This is a genomic window from Trujillonella humicola, assembly GCF_046233715.1.
GTDB lineage: Bacteria > Actinomycetota > Actinomycetes > Mycobacteriales > Geodermatophilaceae > Trujillonella > Trujillonella humicola.
This window is the reverse complement of sequence record NZ_JBJNRJ010000064.1, coordinates 1-20,923: the sequence shown is the minus strand read 5'-3', so window position 1 is coordinate 20,923 and position 20,923 is coordinate 1. Positions and strand designations below refer to the sequence as shown.

Annotated in this window: 22 protein-coding genes; 9 read left to right on the top strand and 13 right to left on the bottom strand. The window is 76.4% G+C overall.

From position 1 onward, the window contains the following. Positions 1-99: 99 nt before the first annotated feature. Together ACK586_RS22295 and ACK586_RS22290 are read left to right on the top strand one after the other, a co-directional pair. Entirely contained in the window at positions 100-774 is a 675-nt protein-coding gene (locus ACK586_RS22295) for an O-methyltransferase (RefSeq protein WP_409332709.1), read from the top strand. Positions 775-987: 213 nt separating this feature from the next. Beyond that, positions 988-1,692 carry a hypothetical protein gene (locus ACK586_RS22290; RefSeq protein WP_409332708.1) on the top strand — a complete coding sequence of 235 codons (705 nt, stop codon included), beginning with the start codon at positions 988-990 and terminating at the stop codon, positions 1,690-1,692. Here ACK586_RS22290 and ACK586_RS22285 read toward each other — a convergent pair. Both ACK586_RS22285 and glgC read right to left on the bottom strand, forming a co-directional pair. Beyond that, entirely contained in the window at positions 1,605-2,192 is a 588-nt protein-coding gene (locus ACK586_RS22285) for a 2'-5' RNA ligase family protein (protein ID WP_409332707.1), read from the bottom strand. The genes ACK586_RS22290 and ACK586_RS22285 overlap by 88 nt on opposite strands. Before the next feature lie 73 nt (positions 2,193-2,265). Further along, a complete protein-coding gene (gene glgC, locus ACK586_RS22280; RefSeq protein ID WP_409332706.1) occupies positions 2,266-3,486 on the bottom strand; it encodes a glucose-1-phosphate adenylyltransferase in 1,221 nt (406 codons plus the stop codon). 72 nt (positions 3,487-3,558) lie between these two features. On the opposite strand from glgC, the gene glgA reads away from it, so the two are divergent. The 5 genes from glgA to ACK586_RS22255 all read left to right on the top strand — a co-directional run bounded on the left by glgA (position 3,559) and on the right by ACK586_RS22255 (position 10,043). Beyond that, on the top strand, positions 3,559-4,731 hold the full coding sequence (gene glgA, locus ACK586_RS22275) for a glycogen synthase (RefSeq protein ID WP_409332705.1): 1,173 nt from the start codon (positions 3,559-3,561) through the stop codon (positions 4,729-4,731). A gap of 62 nt (positions 4,732-4,793) precedes the next feature. Beyond that, positions 4,794-5,537: an ANTAR domain-containing protein gene (locus tag ACK586_RS22270; protein ID WP_409332704.1), complete on the top strand. Its 744-nt coding sequence runs from the start codon at positions 4,794-4,796 to the stop codon at positions 5,535-5,537. 81 nt (positions 5,538-5,618) lie between these two features. After that, entirely contained in the window at positions 5,619-6,719 is a 1,101-nt protein-coding gene (locus tag ACK586_RS22265) for a spore photoproduct lyase family protein (RefSeq protein WP_409332703.1), read from the top strand. A gap of 107 nt (positions 6,720-6,826) precedes the next feature. Beyond that, positions 6,827-8,494: a SpoIIE family protein phosphatase gene (locus ACK586_RS22260; RefSeq protein ID WP_409332702.1), complete on the top strand. Its 1,668-nt coding sequence runs from the start codon at positions 6,827-6,829 to the stop codon at positions 8,492-8,494. Positions 8,495-8,540: 46 nt separating this feature from the next. Next, positions 8,541-10,043: a phytoene desaturase family protein gene (locus ACK586_RS22255; RefSeq protein ID WP_409332701.1), complete on the top strand. Its 1,503-nt coding sequence runs from the start codon at positions 8,541-8,543 to the stop codon at positions 10,041-10,043. A gap of 165 nt (positions 10,044-10,208) precedes the next feature. Here the strand turns inward: ACK586_RS22255 and ACK586_RS22250 are convergent, their stop codons facing one another. From ACK586_RS22250 to ACK586_RS22225, 6 genes are all read right to left on the bottom strand, one after another. Further along, on the bottom strand, positions 10,209-11,675 hold the full coding sequence (locus ACK586_RS22250) for a hypothetical protein (RefSeq protein WP_409332700.1): 1,467 nt from the start codon (positions 11,673-11,675) through the stop codon (positions 10,209-10,211). Further along, positions 11,676-13,142, bottom strand: a complete 1,467-nt coding sequence (locus ACK586_RS22245; RefSeq protein WP_409332699.1) for a leucyl aminopeptidase family protein — start codon at positions 13,140-13,142, stop codon at positions 11,676-11,678. 149 nt (positions 13,143-13,291) lie between these two features. Next, positions 13,292-13,459: a DUF3117 domain-containing protein gene (locus ACK586_RS22240; RefSeq protein WP_081807929.1), complete on the bottom strand. Its 168-nt coding sequence runs from the start codon at positions 13,457-13,459 to the stop codon at positions 13,292-13,294. A gap of 118 nt (positions 13,460-13,577) precedes the next feature. Further along, complete coding sequence (locus tag ACK586_RS22235; protein WP_409332698.1) at positions 13,578-14,126, bottom strand: DNA-3-methyladenine glycosylase I; 549 nt, start codon at positions 14,124-14,126, stop codon at positions 13,578-13,580. Between the two features lie 102 nt (positions 14,127-14,228). Further along, positions 14,229-15,125 carry a DMT family transporter gene (locus tag ACK586_RS22230; protein ID WP_409332697.1) on the bottom strand — a complete coding sequence of 299 codons (897 nt, stop codon included), beginning with the start codon at positions 15,123-15,125 and terminating at the stop codon, positions 14,229-14,231. Next, positions 15,122-15,505 carry a hypothetical protein gene (locus ACK586_RS22225; protein ID WP_409332696.1) on the bottom strand — a complete coding sequence of 128 codons (384 nt, stop codon included), beginning with the start codon at positions 15,503-15,505 and terminating at the stop codon, positions 15,122-15,124. Before ACK586_RS22225 ends, ACK586_RS22230 begins: the two co-directional genes overlap by 4 nt. A gap of 7 nt (positions 15,506-15,512) precedes the next feature. On the opposite strand from ACK586_RS22225, the gene ACK586_RS22220 reads away from it, so the two are divergent. Then, the gene (locus ACK586_RS22220) at positions 15,513-16,130 is read left to right on the top strand and encodes a LysE family translocator (protein ID WP_409332695.1); all 618 of its coding nucleotides are present in this window, start codon (positions 15,513-15,515) and stop codon (positions 16,128-16,130) included. Between the two features lie 9 nt (positions 16,131-16,139). Here the strand turns inward: ACK586_RS22220 and ACK586_RS22215 are convergent, their stop codons facing one another. The 5 genes from ACK586_RS22215 to dapE are packed head-to-tail and all read right to left on the bottom strand — an operon-like array spanning position 16,140 to position 19,721. Then, entirely contained in the window at positions 16,140-16,889 is a 750-nt protein-coding gene (locus ACK586_RS22215; protein ID WP_409332694.1) for a DNA alkylation repair protein, read from the bottom strand. A 6-nt stretch (positions 16,890-16,895) separates the two neighbouring features. Next, positions 16,896-17,360, bottom strand: a complete 465-nt coding sequence (locus tag ACK586_RS22210; RefSeq protein ID WP_409332693.1) for an SRPBCC family protein — start codon at positions 17,358-17,360, stop codon at positions 16,896-16,898. Further along, positions 17,353-17,754: a DivIVA domain-containing protein gene (locus tag ACK586_RS22205; RefSeq protein ID WP_409332692.1), complete on the bottom strand. Its 402-nt coding sequence runs from the start codon at positions 17,752-17,754 to the stop codon at positions 17,353-17,355. The genes ACK586_RS22210 and ACK586_RS22205 overlap by 8 nt, the downstream gene beginning before the upstream one ends. 1 nt (position 17,755) lies before the next feature. Then, entirely contained in the window at positions 17,756-18,592 is an 837-nt protein-coding gene (locus tag ACK586_RS22200) for an LOG family protein (RefSeq protein WP_409332691.1), read from the bottom strand. Positions 18,593-18,614: 22 nt separating this feature from the next. Continuing rightward, the gene (dapE, locus tag ACK586_RS22195) at positions 18,615-19,721 is read right to left on the bottom strand and encodes a succinyl-diaminopimelate desuccinylase (protein ID WP_409332690.1); all 1,107 of its coding nucleotides are present in this window, start codon (positions 19,719-19,721) and stop codon (positions 18,615-18,617) included. A 126-nt stretch (positions 19,722-19,847) separates the two neighbouring features. On the opposite strand from dapE, the gene dapD reads away from it, so the two are divergent. Continuing rightward, positions 19,848-20,819 carry a 2,3,4,5-tetrahydropyridine-2,6-dicarboxylate N-succinyltransferase gene (gene dapD / locus ACK586_RS22190; RefSeq protein WP_409332689.1) on the top strand — a complete coding sequence of 324 codons (972 nt, stop codon included), beginning with the start codon at positions 19,848-19,850 and terminating at the stop codon, positions 20,817-20,819. Positions 20,820-20,923 lie beyond the last annotated feature (104 nt).

Sequence of the window (20,923 nt, the reverse complement as noted above, 5' to 3'; positions counted from 1 at the left end):
CGCGCGCCGCACTCCCGGCGCCCGCCACTACCCTCGCCCGGAGGCATGTGCCTCAGGAGCCTGGCGGAGCCGGTCCGCTCCGTCACCGGAGGTGTGTGGATGAGCGACCGGGGACGTCCGTCGGTCGGCGGCGAGGGCGGCGATCCCGCGGAACCCGGCCGGGTGTACGCCGACCGGTTCGCCACCGAGCCGCAGGCCCTCGCGGCGGCCCGCGCCCGCGCCGCGCACCTGGGCGGGCCCCCGCCGGTCACGCCGGCGGTGGGCGCCACGCTCGCCGTCCTCGCGTCCGGGGCCGGCGCCCGGGCGGCGGTCGCCGTCGGTAGCGGCGGCGGGGTGAGCGGGCTGTGGCTGCTCCAGGGCATGCGCCGCGACGGCGTGCTGACCTGCCTGGACGTCGACGCCGAGCACCAGCGGGCCGCGCGGCTGGCCTTCGCCGAGGCCGGGCACCCGCCGGGCCGCACGCGGATGATCTTCGGCACGCCGGCTGAGGTGCTGCCCCGCCTCTCCCCCGGCGCCTACGACGTCGTCGCCTGCTCGACCGCGCCGACCGACTACGCGGCAGACCTGGCCGGGCTGCTCGGGCTGCTGCGCCCCGGCGGGCTGCTGGTGTGCTGCGGCCTCCTGGAGGGGGGCCGGGTCGCCGACCGGTCCGCCCGCGACCCCGAGACCGTGGCCTGGCGGGACGTCGCCCGCCGGGTGCGCGAGGACGAGCGGCTGACGTCGGCCGTCCTGCCCGTCGGCAGCGGCCTGCTCGTGGCCAGCCCCACCAGGTGAGGAGCCGCCCTCGTCGTAGGGTCGACGGATCGTCCGGCGGCACCCGCGGTCCTGGACCCCCCTCACGTCAGGACTGGTCGGCGCTGCCTCTCCTCCCCGTGCCGCGCCCGCGCACCGTGCTGCTCGTGGGCCTCGCCGTCGGCCTCGTCCTCTCGGCCCTGTCGGCGTGGCTGCGCCTGCTGGCGCTGAGGCGCCGAGATACCGGCCGGCGCGGTGCCCGGCGACCCCTCGGTGCCCTTCCCGGCGTTCCTCCAGCTGCTGCGGCTGCTGGACACCGACGGGGAGGGAAACATCCCCGCCTGGTTCTCCAGCGCGCTGCTGCTGTCGATCGCCGCGGTCAGCGCGGGGATCAGCAGCGCCGCGGAGCCGGCCCTGAGCGGCGGCCGGTGGCACTGGCGGGTGCTGGCCGCGATCTTCGCCTACCTCTCGATGGACGAGCTGGCGCAGATCCACGAGGAGACGATCCCGGCCGTCGCCGAGCTCGTCCCCCAGGAGGGGGTCCTCACCTTCGGGTGGGTGGTGATCGCAGCGCCGCTCGTCCTCGTCTTCGTCCTGGCCTACCTGCCCTTCCTGCTGCGGCTGCCGCGGCGGACCGCGCTGCTCCTCGTGGCGGCCGGGGCGCTGTACGTCGGGGGCGCGCTGGGCATGGAGCTCGTCTCCGGGTGGATCTACTCGGAGGGCGACGGCTTCGCCTCGCCCGCCTACGTCTGGGCCACGACCGTCGAGGAGCTCGGCGAGATGGCCGGCGCCACGCTGTGCCTGGCGACCCTCCTGGCGGTCCTGAGGTCCGCGGTCCCGGACGGCTCCGGGCCGGCCGGCCCCGAGCCGGCTCAGCCCGAGGGCGGGGACCCACCCGGGGGCCCCGATGCGCCGGTGAACGGGTGCTCGGCGACCGGCTCCCACGGACCGCCGAGGTAGCGCCACAGGCCCAGTCCCCGCGCGGGCACGGACTCCGGGACGAACGCCGCGGCGAGCTCGGCGTGCAGCGCCCGCGCGACCGCGGGGTCGACCTTGTTCTGCACGGTCACGTGCGGCGCGTGCCGCTGGAGGTCCTGCGGGGTCAGCCACGGCTCCCAGGCGCGGACGAGGTCGGCCCGCAGCCCCGCCAGCTCGGCCGAGGCCAGCGCGTAGGCGACCCCGCGGCCGAGCGAGCGCACCCCGGTGACCTCGACGGCGAAGGGAGGCCGGGCCGCGGCCGCGGCGAGGTCGGCGTCCACCCGCGCCAGGTGCTCGCCGGGCAGGGCGTGGAAGAGGGTGACGTGCGCGGCCAGTCGAAACACCCCTTCCTCCCCACCGCTCGCGAGCTCGCGGCGGGCCCCGGGAAGGGGCCGCCACGGGAAGTGCGCCGCCCGCAGCCGGTCGAACCGCCGCTGCGCCTCCTCGGCCAGCAGCAGCGTGACGATCAGCGGCTGGGTCATCGCACCCTCGGGTCGGTCGGCCCTGTCCGGAGGCTCGCCCGGGACTCGCGAGGGGGGAGGCGGACGCGGCCCCTCACGTGACGGCGCGGGCGCCCTTGCCGAGCACGGTGACCCCGCCGGCGCTGACGTGGTAGCGCCGGCGGTCGGCCTCGAGGTCGACGCCGATCCGCGTCCACGGCGGCACCACGACGTTCTTGTCCAGGATCGCGCGGCGCACGTAGGCGCCCTCGCCGATCTGGACGCCGTCCATCAGCACGCTGTCCTCGACCCGGGCGCCACGGTCGATGCGCACCCCCGGCGAGACGACCGAGTGGTGCACCGAGCCGCCGCCGATGATGGCGCCGGCGCTGACCATCGACTCCTCCGCGCGCCCGCCGAGGACGAACTTCGCCGGCGGCAGCTGGGGCGGCAGCGTGAGGATCGGCCAGCGGTCGTTGTAGAGGTTGAACACCGGCGTGACCGACACCAGGTCCATGTGCGCGTCGAAGTAGCTGTCGATCGTCCCGACGTCGCGCCAGTACCCGTGGTCGCGCTCGGTGGCCCCGGGGACGACGTTGGTCGAGAAGTCGTAGACCCACGCCTCCCCCGCATCGGCGAGCATCGGCATGATCGAGCCGCCCATGTCGTGCACCGAGTGCGGGTCCTCCGCGTCGGTCCGCAGCGCCTCGAGCAGCGCGTCGGTGCTGAACACGTAGTTGCCCATCGAGGCGAAGCTCTCCTCGGGGGAGTCCGGCAGCCCGGGCGGGTCCGCCGGCTTCTCGAGGAACCCGCGCACGCGGCCCTCGGCGTCGGCGTCGATCACCCCGAACTCGGTGGCCTCGCTGCGCGGGACCCGCAGCCCGGCGATGGTCACCCCCGCGCCGGTCTGCAGGTGCTGGTCGATCATCTGCCCGGGGTCCATGCGGTAGACGTGGTCGGCGCCGAAGACGACGACGACGTCGGGGCGGGCGTCGTAGATGAGGTTCAGGCTCTGGAAGATCGCGTCGGCGCTGCCCATGTACCAGCGCGGGCCCAGCCGCTGCTGCGCGGGCACCGGGGTGACGTAGTTGCCCAGCAGCTGCGACATCCGCCAGGTCGTGGTGATGTGCCGGTCGAGGCTGTGGCTCTTGTACTGGGTGAGGACGGCGATCTGCCGGATCTCGCCGTTCACCAGGTTGGACAGCACGAAGTCGATGAGCCGGTAGTTGCCACCGAAGGGCACCGCGGGCTTGGCCCGGTCCTGGGTCAGCGGGGCCAGGCGCTTGCCCTCACCGCCGGCCAGGACGATGCCGAGGACTCGAGGACCGCCACGCATGCGAGGACCGTAGCCCGTGCGCGGGGTGCTGAACCCCCGATCCCCGGAGGGACCGCCCCCTAGGGTGACGGCGTGCGCATCGGCATCGTGACCAAGGAGTGGCCGCCGGACGTGTACGGCGGCGCCGGGGTGCACGTGGAGCACCTGGTGGCGGCGCTGCGCTCGTTGCCGGCCGGACCGCACATCGACGTCCACTGCTTCGGCGCCGAGCGCGCCGACGCGTTCGCCCACGCCGTACCCGCGGGCCTGGTGGACGCCAACGGCGCGCTGCAGGCGCTCGGTGCCGACGTGGAGATCGCCGCCGCGCTCACCGACGTCGACCTGGTGCACAGCCACACCTGGTACGCCAACGGGGCGGGGATGCTGGCGGCCCTGGTGCACGGGACGCCGCACGTGGTCACCGCACACTCCCTCGAGCCGCGACGGCCGTGGAAGGCCGAGCAGCTCGGCGGCGGGTACCGGCTGTCGTCCTGGGTGGAGCGCAGCGCCTACCTCTCGGCCGACGCCGTGGTCGCCGTGAGCGCCGGCATGCGCGACGACGTCCTGGCCGTCTACCCCGAGCTGGACCCGGCGCGGCTGCACGTGGTGCACAACGGCGTCGACGCCGAGGCCTACCGCCCCGTGCCTGCACCGGACGTCGTCCGCTCGCTCGGCGTGGACCCCGACCGGCCGTACGCGCTGTTCGTCGGACGGATCACCCGGCAGAAGGGGCTCGCGCACCTGCTGGCCGCGGCCGAGCAGCTGCCGGCCGAGGCCGGGCTCGTGCTGTGCGCCGGAGCCGCCGACACCCCCGCCGAGCGGCAGGAGGTCGCCGACGCGGTCACCGCGCTGCAGGCCCGCCGCAGCGGCGTCGTCTGGATCGAGGCGATGCTGCCCCGGGAGCAGCTCGTCCCGCTGATCACCGGGGCGACCGTCTTCGTCTGCCCGTCGGTCTACGAGCCGCTGGGCATCGTCAACCTGGAGGCGGCCGCCTGCGGCACCGCGGTCGTGGCCAGCGCGGTGGGCGGCATCCCCGAGGTGGTCGACGACGGCCGGACGGGGCTGCTGGTCCCCTACGACCCGGTCGACCGCGCCGGCTTCGAGGCCGGGCTGGCGGCGGCGATCACCGAGCTGCTGGCCGACCCCCGGCGCGCGGCCGCGATGGGTGCCGCCGGTCGGGAGCGGGTGCTGTCCGAGTTCGGTTGGCCCGCGGTGGCCCAGCAGACCGTCGCCGTCTACTCGGCGGTCCTGGAGGCACGGGCCTGACCGCTCCCGTGGGCGGGCCGCACCGAGGAGTGACTGCTCCCGCGACCGGGCATGGGTACGGGATGGCATCCATCGCGGAGCGCTTCGGCGCGGCGCTCGCCGGGGCCGACGAGCCCGGTCTGGGCGGACCCGAGCTGCTGCCGGTCCGGCTGATGCGGGCCTGCGCGCAGACCCTCCCGGTGGACGGCGCCGGGCTCAGCGTCGAGGACGGCACCGGCCGCCGGCTGCCCCTCGGAGCGAGTTCGGACGACGCAGCCACCGCCGAGCGCCTCCAGTTCACCGTGGGCACCGGCCCCTGCCTGGCCGCCCACCGCGGCGGCGAGCCGGTGTTCGCCATGGCCGACGACCTGCGCCGGCGCTGGCTGCCCTTCGCCGAGCTGCTGTTCGGCCGCACGCCGTACTGCGGGGTGGTGGCGCTGCCGCTCCCCCTCTCCCTGGCCGGCCGCATCGCCATCGACCTCTACTTCACCGACGAGTCCGACGTCCCCCGGCTGCCGGTCTTCGAGGCCATGGCGGTCGGCGCGCTGGTCACCTCGGCGCTGAGCGAGGCCGCGATCTGGTCGGACTGGGAGCCCGCGCACGGGCCGGACTGGCTGCGCACCCCCGCTGCGCGACGCCGGGCGATGGTGTGGGAGGCGCTGGGCCAGCTCAGCGTCACGCACGGCACCGACACCCGGGGCGCGCTCGACCTGCTCCGCGGGGCGGCCTACGCCAGCGGCCGCCCGGTGGACGACGTCGCCGCGGACCTGCTGAGTGGATCGCTGCGACCGACCGCCCTGGGGCCACGCGACGAACCGGAGGACTGACCGGGCATTCCCGCCCGGGGTGTGCCGATCCGCGCAGCCCGGAGCCGGAACAGCGGCCGCCCCGGCAGGGCTGCACCTCTCGTGGAGACCGCCGCACCGTCGTCCCCCGCCCACCCCACCGCACCGACCCGCCTGCTCGACGTCCGCGAGATCTACGCCGAGCCCGCCGCCCTCGACACCGCGCGCGGCCGGGACGTGCTGGCGCGATTCCCCGGAGCCGAGGTCGTCGAGGTGCCCTCGCACTGGCAGATCCCCGAGCTGCACGGCAACGCCGGCAACGTCGACCGCTGGGTGCGGGTGAAGACCGAGACGCTGGTGCTGGGCGTGAAGACGTCGCTGTCGGCGCGGCCGAACAGCCGGTCGTCGAACTGGATCGCCCCGTCGACGGCGAACGGCTGCGCGATGGCCTGCGCCTACTGCTACGTGCCCCGGCGCAAGGGCTACGCCAACCCGATCACCGTCTTCACCAACATCGAGCAGATCACCGGGTACCTGCGCCGGCACGTCGCCCGACAGGGCCCGAAGACCGAGCCCGACCAGTGCGACCCGGAGTCGTGGGTCTACGACATCGGCGAGAACAGCGACTGCTCGGTCGACGCGCTGGTCAGCGACAACGTGGCCGACCTGGTCGCCACCTTCCGGGAGCTGCCGACGGCGAAGGCCTCCTTCGCCACCAAGTACGTCAACCGGCAGCTGCTCGACCTCGACCCGCGCGGTCGCACCCGCATCCGGTTCTCGCTCATGCCCGACGCGGACTCGCGGGTGATCGACGTCCGGACCAGCCGGATCGCCGAGCGGATCGCCGCCGTCGACGACTTCGTCGAGGCCGGCTACGAGGTGCACCTGAACCTCTCCCCCGTCGTCCTGCGCGAGGGCTGGGAGGCCGACTGGGCGCACCTGCTGCGCCGGCTCGACGACGAGGTCGGCCCGGCGGCCAAGGCGCAGGCCGCCGCCGAGGTGATCATGCTGACCCACAACCGGGACCTGCACGAGGTCAACCTCGGCTGGCATCCCAAGGCCGAGGACCTGCTGTGGCGCCCGGATCTCCAGCAGCCCAAGCGCAGCCAGAACGGCCAGTGGAACGTGCGGTACCGCAACGACGTGAAGCGGGCCGGCGTCGAGCGCCTGCAGGAGCTCATCGCCCACCACGCCCCGTGGCTGCGCGTCCGGTACGCGTTCTGACCGCGGTGCCCGTCGACCCGTCTCCTCCTCGACAGGGAGTGCTCGGGAAAGCACCCAGCGTGTGCGACCCTGGGGCGACAGCACAGGGCGGCCCAGGGGGAGGGATCGTGCCCGAGTCCTCCTCCGGCGTGCCCGCGGCGGCGCTGCTGGCCTCCCTGCCCGACGCCGTCGTGGTGGCCGACGGTGCCGGCCGCATCGCCTACGTCAACGCAGCGGTGTACGGCCTGCTGGGGTACCGGCCCGAGGACCTGGTGGGCCGGTCACTGGCGGTCCTCATGCCCGAGCGCTTCCGGGGCGGGCACGGCGCCGGCTTCGCGCGGTTCCGCCGGACCGGCGAGGGCAAGCTCGTCGGGGCCACCACGCAGGTGCCGGCGCTGCACGCCTGCGGCACGGAGGTGGCGGTCGACCTGACGTTGTCCCGGCTGGAGCCCGGCCCGGCGGCCGGCCCGGACGGCGCGGTGGTCGTCGGGGTGCTGCGGGATGCCAGCACGACGATCCTGCTCGAGCGCCAGCTGGCGGTCACCCGCTACCTCGCGGCGACCCTGCGCGTCACCGCCGCCCTCACCGAGGCGCCGGACGCGGACGTCGCCTTCGAGCGGCTGCTGCCCACGCTGTGCGCCGAGCTCGACTGGGACTGCGCGACGCTGTGGCAGCCGGACTCGTCCAGCGGACGGCTCGGGTACGCGGGGATCTGGGCCCGGCCGGGCGTGGAGCTGCCGACGCTGCACGCGGAGACGCTCGGCCGCGGTTTCGCCCGCGGGACGGGTCTGCCCGGGCTGGTGTGGCGCGACCGGCAACCCGTCGTCATCGAGGACCTGTGGCAGGACCCGCGGTTCCTGCGCAGCGCCGCGGCGCGGGCCGACGGCGTCCGGACGGGGGTGGCCTTCCCCGTGTTCCGCGGCGACACGCTGCTCGCCGTCTGCGAGCTGTTCTCCCGGCAGACCCGGCCGGTGCCCGCCGAGCTGGTCGAGGTGCTCGCCCACGCGGGCCGCCAGATCGGCCAGTTCCTGGGCCGCCTGCGCGCCGAGTCGGAGGTCCGCCACCTCGCCGACACCCTGCAGCGCAGCCTGCTGCCCTCGACGCTGCCCACCGTGCCGGGTCTGGAGCTGGCCGCCGAGTACCGCCCCGGGGGCGGCTCCGCGCTCGTCGGCGGGGACACCTACGACGTCGTCCCGCTGCCCGACGGGCGCTGGATGGTGCTGATCGCCGACGTGTGCGGCACCGGCGCCGAGGCCGCGTCGGTGACCGCCCTGACCCGGCACACCGCCCGCGCGGCCGCGGCCACCTCGGGCGACCCGGCCGACGTGCTGGCCGCGGTGCACGCCGCCCTGGTGCGCGATCAGGGCGACGGCCCGCTGCGCTTCGTCACCGCGGTCTGCCTGGTCCTGGAGACCGGCGGCGGCTCGGTCCGCGGGCGGATCGGCGTGGCCGGCCACCCCCGCCCGCTGCTGCGCCGGGCCGAGGGGTGGGAGGAGATCGGCGTCGTCGGCCGGCCGCTGGGCGTGGGCGAGGACGCGTCCTTCCCGTCCGTACCCCTGGAGCTCGGGCCGGGCTCCTCGCTCGTCCTCTACACCGACGGGGTCACCGAGTCGCGCGACGCCGACGGCGTCCAGTTCGGCGAGGAGGGCCTGGTGCGTCTGCTGACCCGGCCCGGCCCGGACTCCGCCGCCTGCATCGCCGGGACCATCGCCACCGCGGTGGCGCAGCGGGCGGCCGGTTCGCGGTTCGACGCCGACGACCTCGCCGTCCTGGCGCTCACCGTCCCCGCTCGGTAGGCCCGGCCGTGCGCGGCCCGGGGCCGCGGTCACCTACCGTGGCGGCGTGGCACGGGTGGCGGTCGTGGGCGCCGGGCTCGGCGGGCTCGCGGCCGCGGCCCGGCTGGCGGCCCTGGGCCACGACGTCACCGTGCTGGAGCAGGGGCCGACCGTGGGGGGCAAGCTCGGCTGGTACGCCCGGGACGGGCACGCCTTCGACACCGGTCCCAGCCTGGTGACCCTGCCGCAGGTGTACCGGGACCTGTTCGCCGCCACGGGCGCGCCGCTGGAGGAGTCGGTCGACCTGGTCCGGCTGGACCCGGCCGTGGCCTACCGCTTCGCCGACGGCACCCACCTGGCGCTGCCCGGCGCCGCGGAGGCCGTCCCGGCCGCCCTGGACGACGCCCTCGGCGAGGGCGCCGGAGCCCAGTGGGCCGGGCTGATGACCCGCGCGGCGCGGATGTGGGAGGTCACCGAGCAGCCGTTCCTGCGCTCGCCCCTGGCCGGCGCCGCGACGCTGGCCCGGCTGGCCCGCAGCGGCCGCGACGTCGCGACGGTCGCGCCGTGGCGCACCCTGCGCGGGCTCGGCCGAGGCCACCTGCGCTCCCCCGCGCTGCGCACGCTGCTCGACCGCTACGCCACCTACTCCGGCTCCGACCCGCGCCGGGCACCGGGCGTGCTGGCCACCGTCCCCTACGCCGAGCAGGCCTACGGCTCCTGGTACGTGCGCGGCGGCCTGCACCGGCTGGCCCTCGCCGTGGCCGACCGGGCTGCCGAGCGGGGCGCGCGCTTGCGCACCGGGGCGCCGGTGGAGCGGGTGCTCGTCGAGGGCGGCCGGACGGCGGGCGTGCGGCTGGCCGGTGGGGAGTCGGTGCGGGCCGACGTCGTCGTCTCCGGAGCCGATGCCACCGCCCTCTACCGGGACCTGCTGCCCCCGTCCCCGGCGGCGCGGCGGGTCCAGCGGGCGCTGGCCCGCAGCACGCCGTCGCTGTCGGGGTTCGTGCTGCTGCTCGCGCTGCGCGGCCGCACGCCCGGCCTGGCCCACCACACCGTGCTGTTCCCCGACGACTACGACGCCGAGTTCGACGCGGTGTTCGGCGTCGGCCGGCACCGCGGCTCCCCGCGGCCGGTGGACGACCCGACGGTGTACGCGAGCGTGCCCGACGACCCCGCGACCCGGCCGGACGACGACTCCGAGTCGTGGTTCGTGCTCGTCAACGCGCCGCGGCACGACCCGGCCGCCGGGGTCGACTGGAACTCCCCCGGCCTGGCCGACCGGTACGCCGACCGGGTGCTCGCGGTGATGGCCGCGCGCGGGCTCGACGTCCGCGACCGGGTGCGGTGGCGGGTCGTCCGGACCCCGGCCGACCTGGCGCGGGAGACCGGCAGCGTCGGCGGCTCGATCTACGGGACGTCCAGCAACGGCGCGCGGGCGGCCTTCCTGCGGCCGGGCAACGCCGGGCCGGTGCCGGGCCTGTTCCTGGTCGGCGGCTCGGCCCACCCCGGCGGCGGGCTGCCGCTGGTCACCCTGTCGGCCGAGATCGTCGCGGGCCTGGTCGGTCCCGCCTGACCCCGACCGGCTCCGTGCTGCCGGGGCGGTCGGAGCGGTCGGAGCGGTCGGAGCGGTCGGGGCGGAAGTGCACTTCTGCACCGTGCAGATGTGCACTTCTGCGCGGGGCGGAAGTGCACTTCTGCACGGTGCGGATCGGGCGGTGTCGTCCGGGGGGCTGCCGGCTCAGCCGCGTGCCGCGCCGAGGCCGAGGACGGCGGCGAGCCCGAGCGCGCTGCGCGGGGCGTAGGCCGCGCGCCACAGCCCGCCGTGGACCGCGGCGAACGCCTCGTCCTGCCACGGGTGCTCGTGCCGCGGCCCGCCGCCGGTGTGCAGGTCGTGCACCAGCAGTGCGGCCATCAGCACGTTCGAGGTCGCGGGCTCGAAGACCTCGACGCCGAAGCGGTGGGCACCGGCGTAGGCCGCGGCCAGGGCCCGGTTCTTCACCACCGAGCGGGTGCGGGTGGGCGGTGCGACGTTCAGCGACACGGTCGCCCCGGCGGCCCGTGCCGTCGTCGCCCGCCAGCGCTGCAGCCGCTTGGCCAGCGCGTAGTTCGGCCCCTGCTGCGGCACCAGGCTGTCGTTGATCCCCGGGTCGGCGCCGGGCAGGTAGCCGCGCTGGAGCAGCCGGCCGGCGCTGACGGTGCGCAGCGGGCGGACCAGCAGCTTCGCCGTCCGGGACCGGCCGGTGTAGGCGCGCACGGAGTGCTCCACGGCCTCGGGCGGGACCGCGAAGACGTCGGTGGGCGTGGCGAGGAAGGCCAGCGCCAGGTCGGGGCGCTCCCGCTGCAGGCGCACGGTGAGCGCGTCGACGGCGGTGGAGACCCGGACGTTGTCGGCGCCGTCGGCGTAGACGTAGTTGCCCAGCACGGGGTCGCCGGGCAGGCCGGCCGCCCACTCGGCGACCGCGGGCACCTCGCCGACCAGGTCCGTGCCGGCGACCGCGGCGAGGTCGTCGGTGTCGGCGTCGGCGCCGACCGGGACGAGCAGGGTGCCGGCACCGCGCCGGGCGGTGTCGAGCACCCGGCGCCACAGCGGTGCGCTGGGCAGGTCGGCCCCGGCCACCCGGGCGCCCCAGCGCAGCAGGGCGGTCAGCGGCCCCATCTCCGCGCCGGCGCCGAGCACGACGACGGTCCGGCCGGGCAGCGACAGCCAGCCGGGGTGGGCGGCGACGGTGCGGACCGCCTCGGCGGCCGACGGCTCCATCGCGCCGCACTCCACCCAGGCGTCGAGGCGGCGGGCCAGGTCGTCCCCCCGGAGACGTCCGCCGCGGAAAGGCAGGGACAGCTCGCGCTCGGGCTCGGCGTCCCCCCGCACCTCGGTGGTGGTGAGCGGCCGCCCGCCCGGTGCGTCCGCCAGGTCGGTGAGCGGCCGCTCCTCGCCGGCGTCGAGGACGCGCATGCGCCCGTGCAGCGAGGCCAGCCCCGCCTCGGCCACGCTGCGGGCCGCTCGGGCGTCCCCCAGCCCCGCCTCGACCAGGCGGCGGAAGTGCACGAGGTAGCCCGCTCGCCAGTTGGTCTCCTGCTCGGCGGCGCGGGCGCCGGTCGGGTCGACGGGGCGCAGCGCGTCGGCCACGACCGCTCGGCCGACCGCCGCGGTGCTCCGCCGGCCGTCGGGACCGGTGGGGAAGACGACGCCGCTGTCGTCGGCCATTCAGTCCACTCCCGTCGGGATCGGGTCGACCGGCGCACCGGCCGCCAGCCAGCGGAGCAGGAGGCGGGCGCCGAAACCGGTGCCGCCCTTGACCACCTCGCCGTCGTCGGAGCCGGCACGCGCCGGGCCGGCCACGTCGAGGTGGGCCCACGGCAGGTCCCCGGCGAACGGCCGGAGGAACAGCGCCGCGGTGGTGCCGCCGGGGTCACCCGGGGCGTTGTTGGCGTCGGCGACGGGGCTCTCGAGCGCGTCGGCGTACTCCTCGCTCAGCGGCATCCGCCAGACCCTCTCCCCCGCGTGACCGGCCGCGGTCGCCAGCGCCGCGGCCAGCCCGTCGGTGGTCGCGTAGAGCCCCGCCGTGCGGGCGCCCAGCGCGGTCCTCGTCGCCCCGGTGAGCGTGGCGACGTCGACCAGCACGGTGGCCCCCAGCTCCAGCCGGGCGTGGGCGAGCGCGTCGGCGAGCACCAGGCGCCCCTCCGCGTCGGTGTTGCGCACCTCGGTGGTCCGGCCGCCGACGTGGCGGACGACGTCGCCGGGCCGGTAGGAGGAGCCGGAGACGGCGTTCTCCGCGGCCGGCACGACGGCGGTCACGGCGACCGGCAGCCGCAACCGGGCCGCGGCGTCGAGCGCGGCGAGCACGGCGGCGCCGCCGGCCATGTCGGTCTTCATCTCGCGCATGCCGGCGTTCTTCTTGATCGACAGCCCGCCGGTGTCGAAGGTGATGCCCTTGCCCACGAGCACGGGGTGCTGTCCCCGGGGCGCACCCGGCGGCCGGTAAGTGGCAACGACCACGCGCGGACCGTGCGCGGAGCCGCCACCGACGGCGAGCACGCCACCGAAGCCGCCGGCCCGCAGCCGGTCGGGGCCGAGCACCGTGACGGTGACCCCGTCCAGGCCGGCCAGCCGCTGCCGCGCCTGCGCGGCGAGCCACTCCGGGCTCTTCGTGTCGCCGGGGGTGTTCACCAGGTCGCGGGCCCAGGCGACCGCCTCGGCGGTGACCCGGCCGGCGCGCGCGGCCTCGGTCACGGCCGGGTCCCCGACGCCGGCGGCGACCACGGCGACCTCGGCCAGCCGGGGCGGTTGCCGGCGGCTGGTGAGGCGGAACCGGTAGCCGGCGAGCAGGGCGGCCTCGACGGCGGCGCGCACCTCGTCCGCGCCGGCAGGGGCGGGCCCGTCGACCGGGAGGACCAGCCGTCGCGCGCCGTGCTCGGCGAGGGTCTGGGCGCGGCGCACGGCCACGGCCACGTAGGAGCGCAGGTCCGGCAGCGTCCCGGCACCCACGCCGACGGCGACGACGCTGCGCGGGTGCCGGCCGGGCACCGGCACGTTGGTGATCCTCCCGGCCGAGCCGGTGTTGCCGGTGTCGGCCAGGGCGCCGGCCAGCAGCTCGGGCGGCACCGGCGCGGCCCGGCCCGGCTCCGGACCGGTCAGCCAGGCCGGGAGGGCGCCGCGGGCCGCGACGGGCACGGCGAGGACGTCGTCCTCCGCGAGCGGGGGGACGGCTCCGAGGACCTCGACCCGGGGGAACGGCGCGGCCCCGGCCGGCGGCGTGCTGCCGTCGGCCGGGGCCGCGTCGTCCGGTGCGGGGCTGCCCGGGGGCAGGCTCGCCGCGGCGATCAGCTGGTCGCGCCCTTCAGTGCCTCCGAGAGCGCCGTCGCCTCGTCGGGCGACAGCTCGACGACGAGGCGCCCGCCGCCCTCGAGCGGTACGCGCATGACCAGGCCGCGCCCCTCCTTGGTGACCTCCAGGGGACCTTCACCCGTGCGCGGCTTCATGGCCGCCATGCGTGCCTCCTTCGCCGGCCACCCGTCTCCTCTGCTGGCGACGGTGTGGCTCCTCTCGTGCAGTGAGCTGACCCATGATCCCGTATCCGCGCCCACGAGACCAACCTGGGCACACCGTTCAGGTGACCGCGCGGAAGCAGGTCGCCACGTGGTCGTCCACCATCCCGGTCGCCTGCATCAGCGCGTACGCCGTCGTGGGGCCGACGAAGGCGAATCCGCGCCGCTTCAGCTCCCGGGCCATGGCCACCGACTCGGGGCTGGTGGCGGGCACCTCGGCCAGGGTGGCCGGCCGGGCGCGCGGACCGGCCGGGGCGAAGGACCACAGCAGCTCCGACAGGCCCTCGGGCAGCTCGAGGGCGGCCCGGGCGTTGGCGATGGCGGCGTCGACCTTCGCGCGGTTGCGCACGATGCCTGCGTCGGCCAGCAGCCGGGCCCGGTCCTCCGCGGTGAAGGCCGCGACCGCGTCGATCGCGAAGCCGGCGAAGGCGGCGCGGAACGCCGGGCGCTTGCGCAGGATGGTCAGCCAGGACAGCCCCGACTGGAACGCCTCGAGGGTCAGCCGCTCGAACAGGGCGTCGTCCCCGCGCAGCGGCACCCCCCACTCCTCGTCGTGGTAGGTCACGTACTCGGGAGCGCTGTCGCCCCACGCGCATCGGATGCGGTCCACGGCCCGGGACGCTAACCCGGCGGGCCGACGATCCCGCCCGGTCGTCCACAGCTCCGGCCGGCCACATCCGGACGACGCCGGCGACGTGCGCCCGCGGCGCGGTCAGGGCACGGGCGTCTCCACGGCCGGGTCGTCCGCCCGACGGGGCTCGTTGCGGCGGGTCGCCAGCACGCAGCCGGCCACCACCAGCGGCAGACCCAGGGCCAGGCCGAGGGTGAACGGCTCGCCGAGCACCAGCACGCCGAGCAGCACCGCGACGGCGGGGTTGAGGAAGGTGATCACCAGCGCCCGCTGCGGGCCGACCTCGCGGATGAGGGCGAAGAACAGCGACAGCGCGATCGCCGTGCAGACCAGCCCGAGCACCGCCACCGACAGCAGCGCGTCGGCCGGTGCCGCCGAGACCTCGTCGAGCCGGGTGAGCGCGAACGGCGCGTACACGACCGCCGTCACCAGCAGCGCGATCGAGCTGGCCGCCACCCCGGGCACGTCGGCCAGCCGGTGGGTGACGATCAGCGGCGCGGTCCCGTAGCCGACGACGGTCAGCGCGACGGCCAGCAGCGGCACCCACGCCGCGCCGCCGACGTCCAGGCCCAGCAGCACCGCGATGCCGACCACGCCCAGCGCCATCCCGGCCACCCGCACCGGCGTCAGCCGCTCGTCGCCCACCAGCCGCCCGGCGACGGCGGCCACGAACGGCACCGCCGCCACCAGCAGACCGGTCAGCGAGCTGGACAGCGTCTGCTCGGCATAGCCCAGCAGCAGCCAGGGGCCGGTCATCTCCAGCAGCGTGAAGGCCAGCAGCCAGCGCCAGTGCCGCAGGGCCGGGCGCAGGTGGCCGCGGGCGATCGTCCACGGCAGCAGCAGCGCCGCGCCGATCAGGCAGCGGCCGAAGACCACGACCACCGGCGACAGGTCCTCCACCGCCACCTTGATCAGCAGGTACGGGACCCCCCAGATGACCGACATGGCGAGGAAGAGGACCCACCCCCGCCGGCTCACCGGCCGGCTCCGCAGACGTCGTGCACCGCGCCATCATGACGACCGCGACCGACGACGCCGAGCGCCGCCTCACCGCCCTGTCCGACGCCCTCGCCGGCGAGCCCGGCGTGCAGCCCCCCGGCTCCGGCCCGCGCCGGTTCGGCTCGACCGCGCTCACAGCCGACGGCTCGATCGTCGCGATGGCCGTCGCGATGGCCGTCGGCGGCGCGCTGGTCCTGGAGCTGCCAGGGGCCTGGGTGGAGCAGCTGGTCGCCGACGGCGCGGGCACGCCGTTCCGCAACGGCCGCGGCGCCGCCATGCGCGAGTGGGTCGCCCTCGGGCCGGGCGACGCGGCCGACCTGGCGCTGGTCCGCGAAGCGCTCGCGTTCGTGCGGGAGCATCGACCGCGTGTCCGGCTACGCGTCCTTCGTCGTCTTCGCCACGGTCCTGGTGCTCGTGCCGGGCCCGGACACGGCCGTCGTCATCCGCAACACGCTGGCCGGCGGACGGCGGCGCGGCACCTGGAGCGCCGTCGGCATCACCGCGTCCAACGCGGTGCAGGGCGCGGCGGCCGCGGCGGGCCTGGCCGCGGTGGTCCTCCGGGTCGAGCCGCTGTTCCAGGCCATCCGCTGGCTCGGCATCGCCTACCTGACCTGGCTCGGGGTGCAGTCGCTGCGCTCCGCCGTCCGCGGCCGGTACCCCGACCTGGCGGGGCCGGCCGACTCCGGCGCGGCGCTGCGCGGCCTGCGCCAGGGGTTCCTGAGCAACATCACCAACCCGAAGGTGCTCGCGTTCTACCTGGCCGTGCTCCCCCAGTTCCTCGGACCGGGCGCCGCCGTGCCGGTGCTCGTGGCGTTCGCGCTCACCCACGCGGCGATCGGGCTGGTGTGGGCGCTGCTGCTCGTCGCCGGGCTGCACCGGGCGCGGGCGGTGCTCTCCCGGCGCCCGGTGCGCCGCACGCTCGACGCGCTGACCGGCTCGGCGCTGCTCGGGTTCGGCGCCCGGCTCGCGGTCGGCCGTGGGTAGCCCACCCGGTCAGACCCGCCCGGCGAGGTAGTCGCGGCGCCTCTCGGCCGGGTACCGCTCGATCGCGTACCGGAGCATGGTGCGCGGCATCCGGCGGTAGCGCGGTGCGAGGAAGCTCTCGGCGCACGCCGGGTCGCGGTTGCCGACCTCCCGCAGCATCCAGCCCACGGCCTTGTGGACGAGGTCCTCGGGATCGGCGAGCAGCCGGTCGGCCAGCCGCAGCATCGCCTCGTACCGGCCCACCCGGATGGAGGCGAAGGTCGCCATCACCGCGATCCGGCGGTCCCAGAGCGAGGGCGACCCGGCCAGCTCGTCGAGCAGCGAGTCGTCGCGGTCGAGCAGCCAGGGGCCCAGCAGGTACGGCGCCGAGGCGTCGACGAGGTCCCAGTTGTCGACCCGGTCGCGGCGGGCCAGGTACAGGTCGACGATCCGTGCCCGGTCGTCGTCGCCGGCCCGGTCGAAGCGGCGCACGAGGAGGAACAGCGCGGTCAGCCGCTCCTCGTGCCAGGGGCTGCCGAGCAGCTCGCCGGCCTCGGCCAGGGACGTCGTGGCCGCGTGGCGCGTCGCGATCGCCCGCTGCGGCGGGACGGCGATCCCGAGGAACCGGTCGCCCTCTCCGTAGCCGCCCGGCCGCGCCTGGAAGTAGCGGGCCATGCCCTCGGCGCGCTCCGGGTCGGCCAGCGCGGCCAGCTCGGCGCGGATCGCGTCGGCGCCTTGTCCAGAGGCTCGCCGCGAGCTCGCGAGTGGTGAGGGGGACAAGGTGTCTCACCAGCCGGGGTAGGTGCGGGCGAACGCGGCGAACCGGCGCAGCGACAGCCGCACGCCGAGGACGACGAACGGCCTGGCCAGCGGCCAGCCGGCCACGCCGAGCCAGCCGAACGGCAGCCACAGCTGCTCGGTCCAGACGAACGTCGCGTGCTCGCCCCGCCGCTCGACGGCGAAGATGCCCGGCCCGCGGATGATCCGGCCGGTGTGCTGCACGACCACCCGGCGCGGCGGGTCCCACTCGGTGACGACCATCGTGTCGAGGACGCCGACGTGCCGGCGCCGGCCGGGCAGCTTGAGTCCGGTGCGGGCGGCCAGCCGGGTCTTCACCCCCTCGGCCTGCTCTCCCACCACCTCGACGTCGGTGGCGAGCATCCACTCGCCCTGGCGCGTCCAGTCCACCAGCGCCGCCCACACCCGCTCCGGGGGCGCGTCGACGTCGATCCGTTCGGTCAGCTCACGCACCGGGGTTCGCTCCGTTCCCGTTCGGGGAGGTGTCAGGGCCCTGCTGAGGGGTCGGGGTCGGTGCCGCCCGGTCGCTCCCGGCTCCGCCGTCGTCCACCCCGCCGGCGCGGACCCGCAGCGCCGCGATCTCCGCGTCCCGCTCCTCGAGCGCACCGGCGAGCTGGTCCAGCAGCCAGTCGACCTCGCTCATCCGGTAGCCGCGCACCGCGACCGACATCCGCAGGGCGCGGACGTCGTCGCCGGTGACCGGCCGGTCGGCGGGGAGCTCCACCGGCGAGCGGTCCGGTTCGGCGGGCGGCTGGGTCTCCCCGCGGCCGAGGAGGAGCGACCCGAGGAGGAACAGCAGCCCCCCGACCAGCAGGACGCTGACGAGGAAGACCAGGACCGACAGCACGTCAGTCGTCGATGGGGCCGGTGGGCAGCGGCGCCCGCATCCCGCCGCCGCCGTCGCCGGACTCCCGCATCGCCTCGGCCGCGCGGATGACCGCGAGCACCTCCTCGACGTCGTCGGTGAGCGTGATGAGGTCGAGGTCGGCCGGGCCGATCGTGCCGGCGGGGACCATCGTCGCCCGGATCCAGTCGAGCAGCCCCGACCAGTAGGCGGTGCCGTACAGCACCACGGGGAACCGGGTGACCTTGCGGGTCTGCACCAGGGTGAGGGCCTCGAACAGCTCGTCGAGGGTGCCGAAGCCGCCGGGGAGGATGACGAAGGCCTGGGCGTACTTCACGAACATCGTCTTGCGGACGAAGAAGTAGCGGAAGGCGATGCCGACGTCGACCCACTCGTTGAGCTCCTGCTCGAACGGCAGCTCGATGCCCAGCCCGACCGACAGCCCGCCGGCCTCCGAGGCCCCGCGGTTGGCCGCCTCCATCGCGCCCGGCCCACCGCCGGTGATCACCGCGTAGCCGGCCCGGGCCAGCGCCGCCCCGATCTCGATCCCCGCGGCGTAGTGCGGGTGGTCGGGCTTCGTGCGGGCGCTGCCGAACACGCTGACCGCCTTGGGCAGCTCGGCGAGCAGCCCGAAGCCCTCGACGAACTCGCTCTGGATGCGCAGCACCCGCCACGGGTCGGTGTGCACCCAGTCGGTGGGCCCGCGCCGGTCGAGCAGCCGCTGGTCGGTCGTCGTCCCGACCGTCCGGGGGTCCGGCTCGCCGCCGCGCAGCATCACCGGCCCGCGGTGGCGCGTCGGCCGCGGCCGGCGGCCGCCGGCCGGCTCGGGCGTGGTGGTCATGCGGTGGTCCTCCGGGTGGGGGTCAGGCGGTCGGCGTGGAGAGGTAGGCGACGAGGGCGTCCTCGGCCGGCTGCAGCCGCTCGACGAGCACCGACTCCTCGCGGGTGTGCGCGAGCTGGGGGTCCCCGGGGCCGTAGTTGACGGCGGGGATGCCGAAGGCGGCGAAGCGGGCGACGTCGGTCCAGCCGAGCTTGGCCCGGGGCGGCCGGCCGACGGCGGCGACGAAGCCGGCCGCGGCGGGCTCGGCCAGCCCGGGGAGGGCGCCACCGGCGTTGTCGACGACGGTCAGCGTGGCCCCGGCGGCCAGCGCGTCGGCGAAGACCTCGCGGACGTGGGCCTCGGCGGCGTCCTCGTCCCGGTCCGGCGCGTAGCGGAAGTTGACCGTCACCCGGCACTCGTCCGGGATGACGTTGCCGGCCACGCCGCCCTCGATCCGGACGGCGTTGAGGCCCTCGCGGTACCGGCAGCCGTCGATCTCCACCTCGCGCGCGGTGTAGGTGGCGAGCGTGGCGAGGATCCCGGCCGCCCCGTGGACGGCGTTGACGCCCAGCCAGCCGCGCGCGCTGTGCGCCCGCCTGCCGCGGACCTCGAGCACCGCCCGCAGGGTCCCCTGGCAGCCGGCCTCGATCTCCCCGTCGGTGGGCTCGAGCAGGATCGCGAGGTCGCCGTAGAGCCAGCCGCGGCGCTCCCGGGCGACCCGGCCGAGACCGTTCCGCACGGCCTCGACCTCCTCGTTGTCGTAGAGGACGAACGTCAGGTCGTGCGCGGGCTGCGCCCCGGGGACGCCGAAGCGCGCGGCCAGCCGCAGGATCACCGCGTCCCCGGACTTCATGTCGCTGGTGCCGCAGCCGTACAGCCGGTCGCCGTCGAGCCGGCTGGGCACGTTCCCGGCGATCGGCACGGTGTCCAGGTGGCCGGCGAGCACCACCCGGGTCGGCCGGCCGAGGTCGGTGCGGGCCAGCACCGAGTCGCCGACCCGCTCGACCTCCAGTCCGCCCAGCGCCCGCAGCGCGGCCTCGACGGCGTCGGCCAGCGCGGTCTCCTCGCCCGACACCGACGGGGCGTCGACCAGCGCGCGGGTGAGCGTGAGCACGTCGGCCGACAGGTCCAGTCCGGGCAGGTTGCTCACGACGACCGAGCCTACGGCCATGCCCCCCCGTCGCGTTGATCATCGTCGGGTGGCCGGCCGACCCGCCGGTGGGGCAGGCCATCCGCCGATGATCGCCGGGGAGGGCGGTCGGTACCGTCGTGCCCCGTGACCGACGCACCCCGCTCCGCCGTCGCCGCAGGCCTCGCCACCGTGACCCGCTCGGGGACGGTCCTCGACGTCTGGTACCCCGAGCCGCGGCTCGGCGCTCCCGCGGGCGCCGCGACCGGCACCCAGAAGCTCGGCGCGCTGGAGCTGTCCGGGGAGCTCGGTCCCGACTACGGCGGCCTGGTGCGCACCGACGACGCCCGCGACGTCGAGGTCGTCGCCGTCCGCACGGTGATCGCCGACCTGTCGGCCCCGCCGGTGGACACCCACGACGTCTGGCTGCGGCTGCACCTGCTCTCCTCCCGGCTGATCCGCCCGCACGGCGCGGACCTGACCGGCATCTTCGGGCTGCTCACCAACGTGGCCTGGACCAGCGCCGGCCCGGTCGAGGCGGCGACGTTCAACGCCCACCGGCTGCGCGCCGCGGTGGGCACCGTGACCGTGTTCGGGGTCGACAAGTTCCCGAAGATGACCGACTACGTCATCCCCTCCGGCGTGCGGATCGCCGACGCCGACCGGGTGCGGCTGGGCGCCCACCTGGCCGAGGGGACGACGGTCATGCACGAGGGCTTCGTCAACTTCAACGCCGGCACGCTCGGCCCGTCGATGGTGGAGGGGCGGATCAGCGCGGGCGTCGTCGTCGGCGCCGACAGCGACATCGGCGGCGGCGCGTCGATCATGGGGACGCTCTCCGGCGGCGGCAAGGAGATCGTGTCCATCGGCAGCGGCTGCCTGCTCGGCGCCAATGCCGGGGTGGGCATCTCGCTCGGCGACGGCTGCGTCGTCGAGGCCGGCTGCTACGTGACCGCGGGCTCCCGGGTCACCCTGCCCGACGGCTCGGTGGTCAAGGCCCGCGAGCTGTCCGGCCGCAGCGGGCTGCTGTTCCGCCGCAACAGCGTGAGCGGGGCGCTCGAGGCGCTCCCGCGCGCCGGCGAGTGGGGCGCCCTCAACGCCGACCTGCACAAGAACTAGCCCCCTGGGGGGGGGGGGGGGGGGGGGGGGGGGGGGGGGGGGGGGGGGGGGGGGGGGGGGGGGGGGGGGGGGGGGGGGGGGGGGGGGGGGGGGGGGGGGGGGGG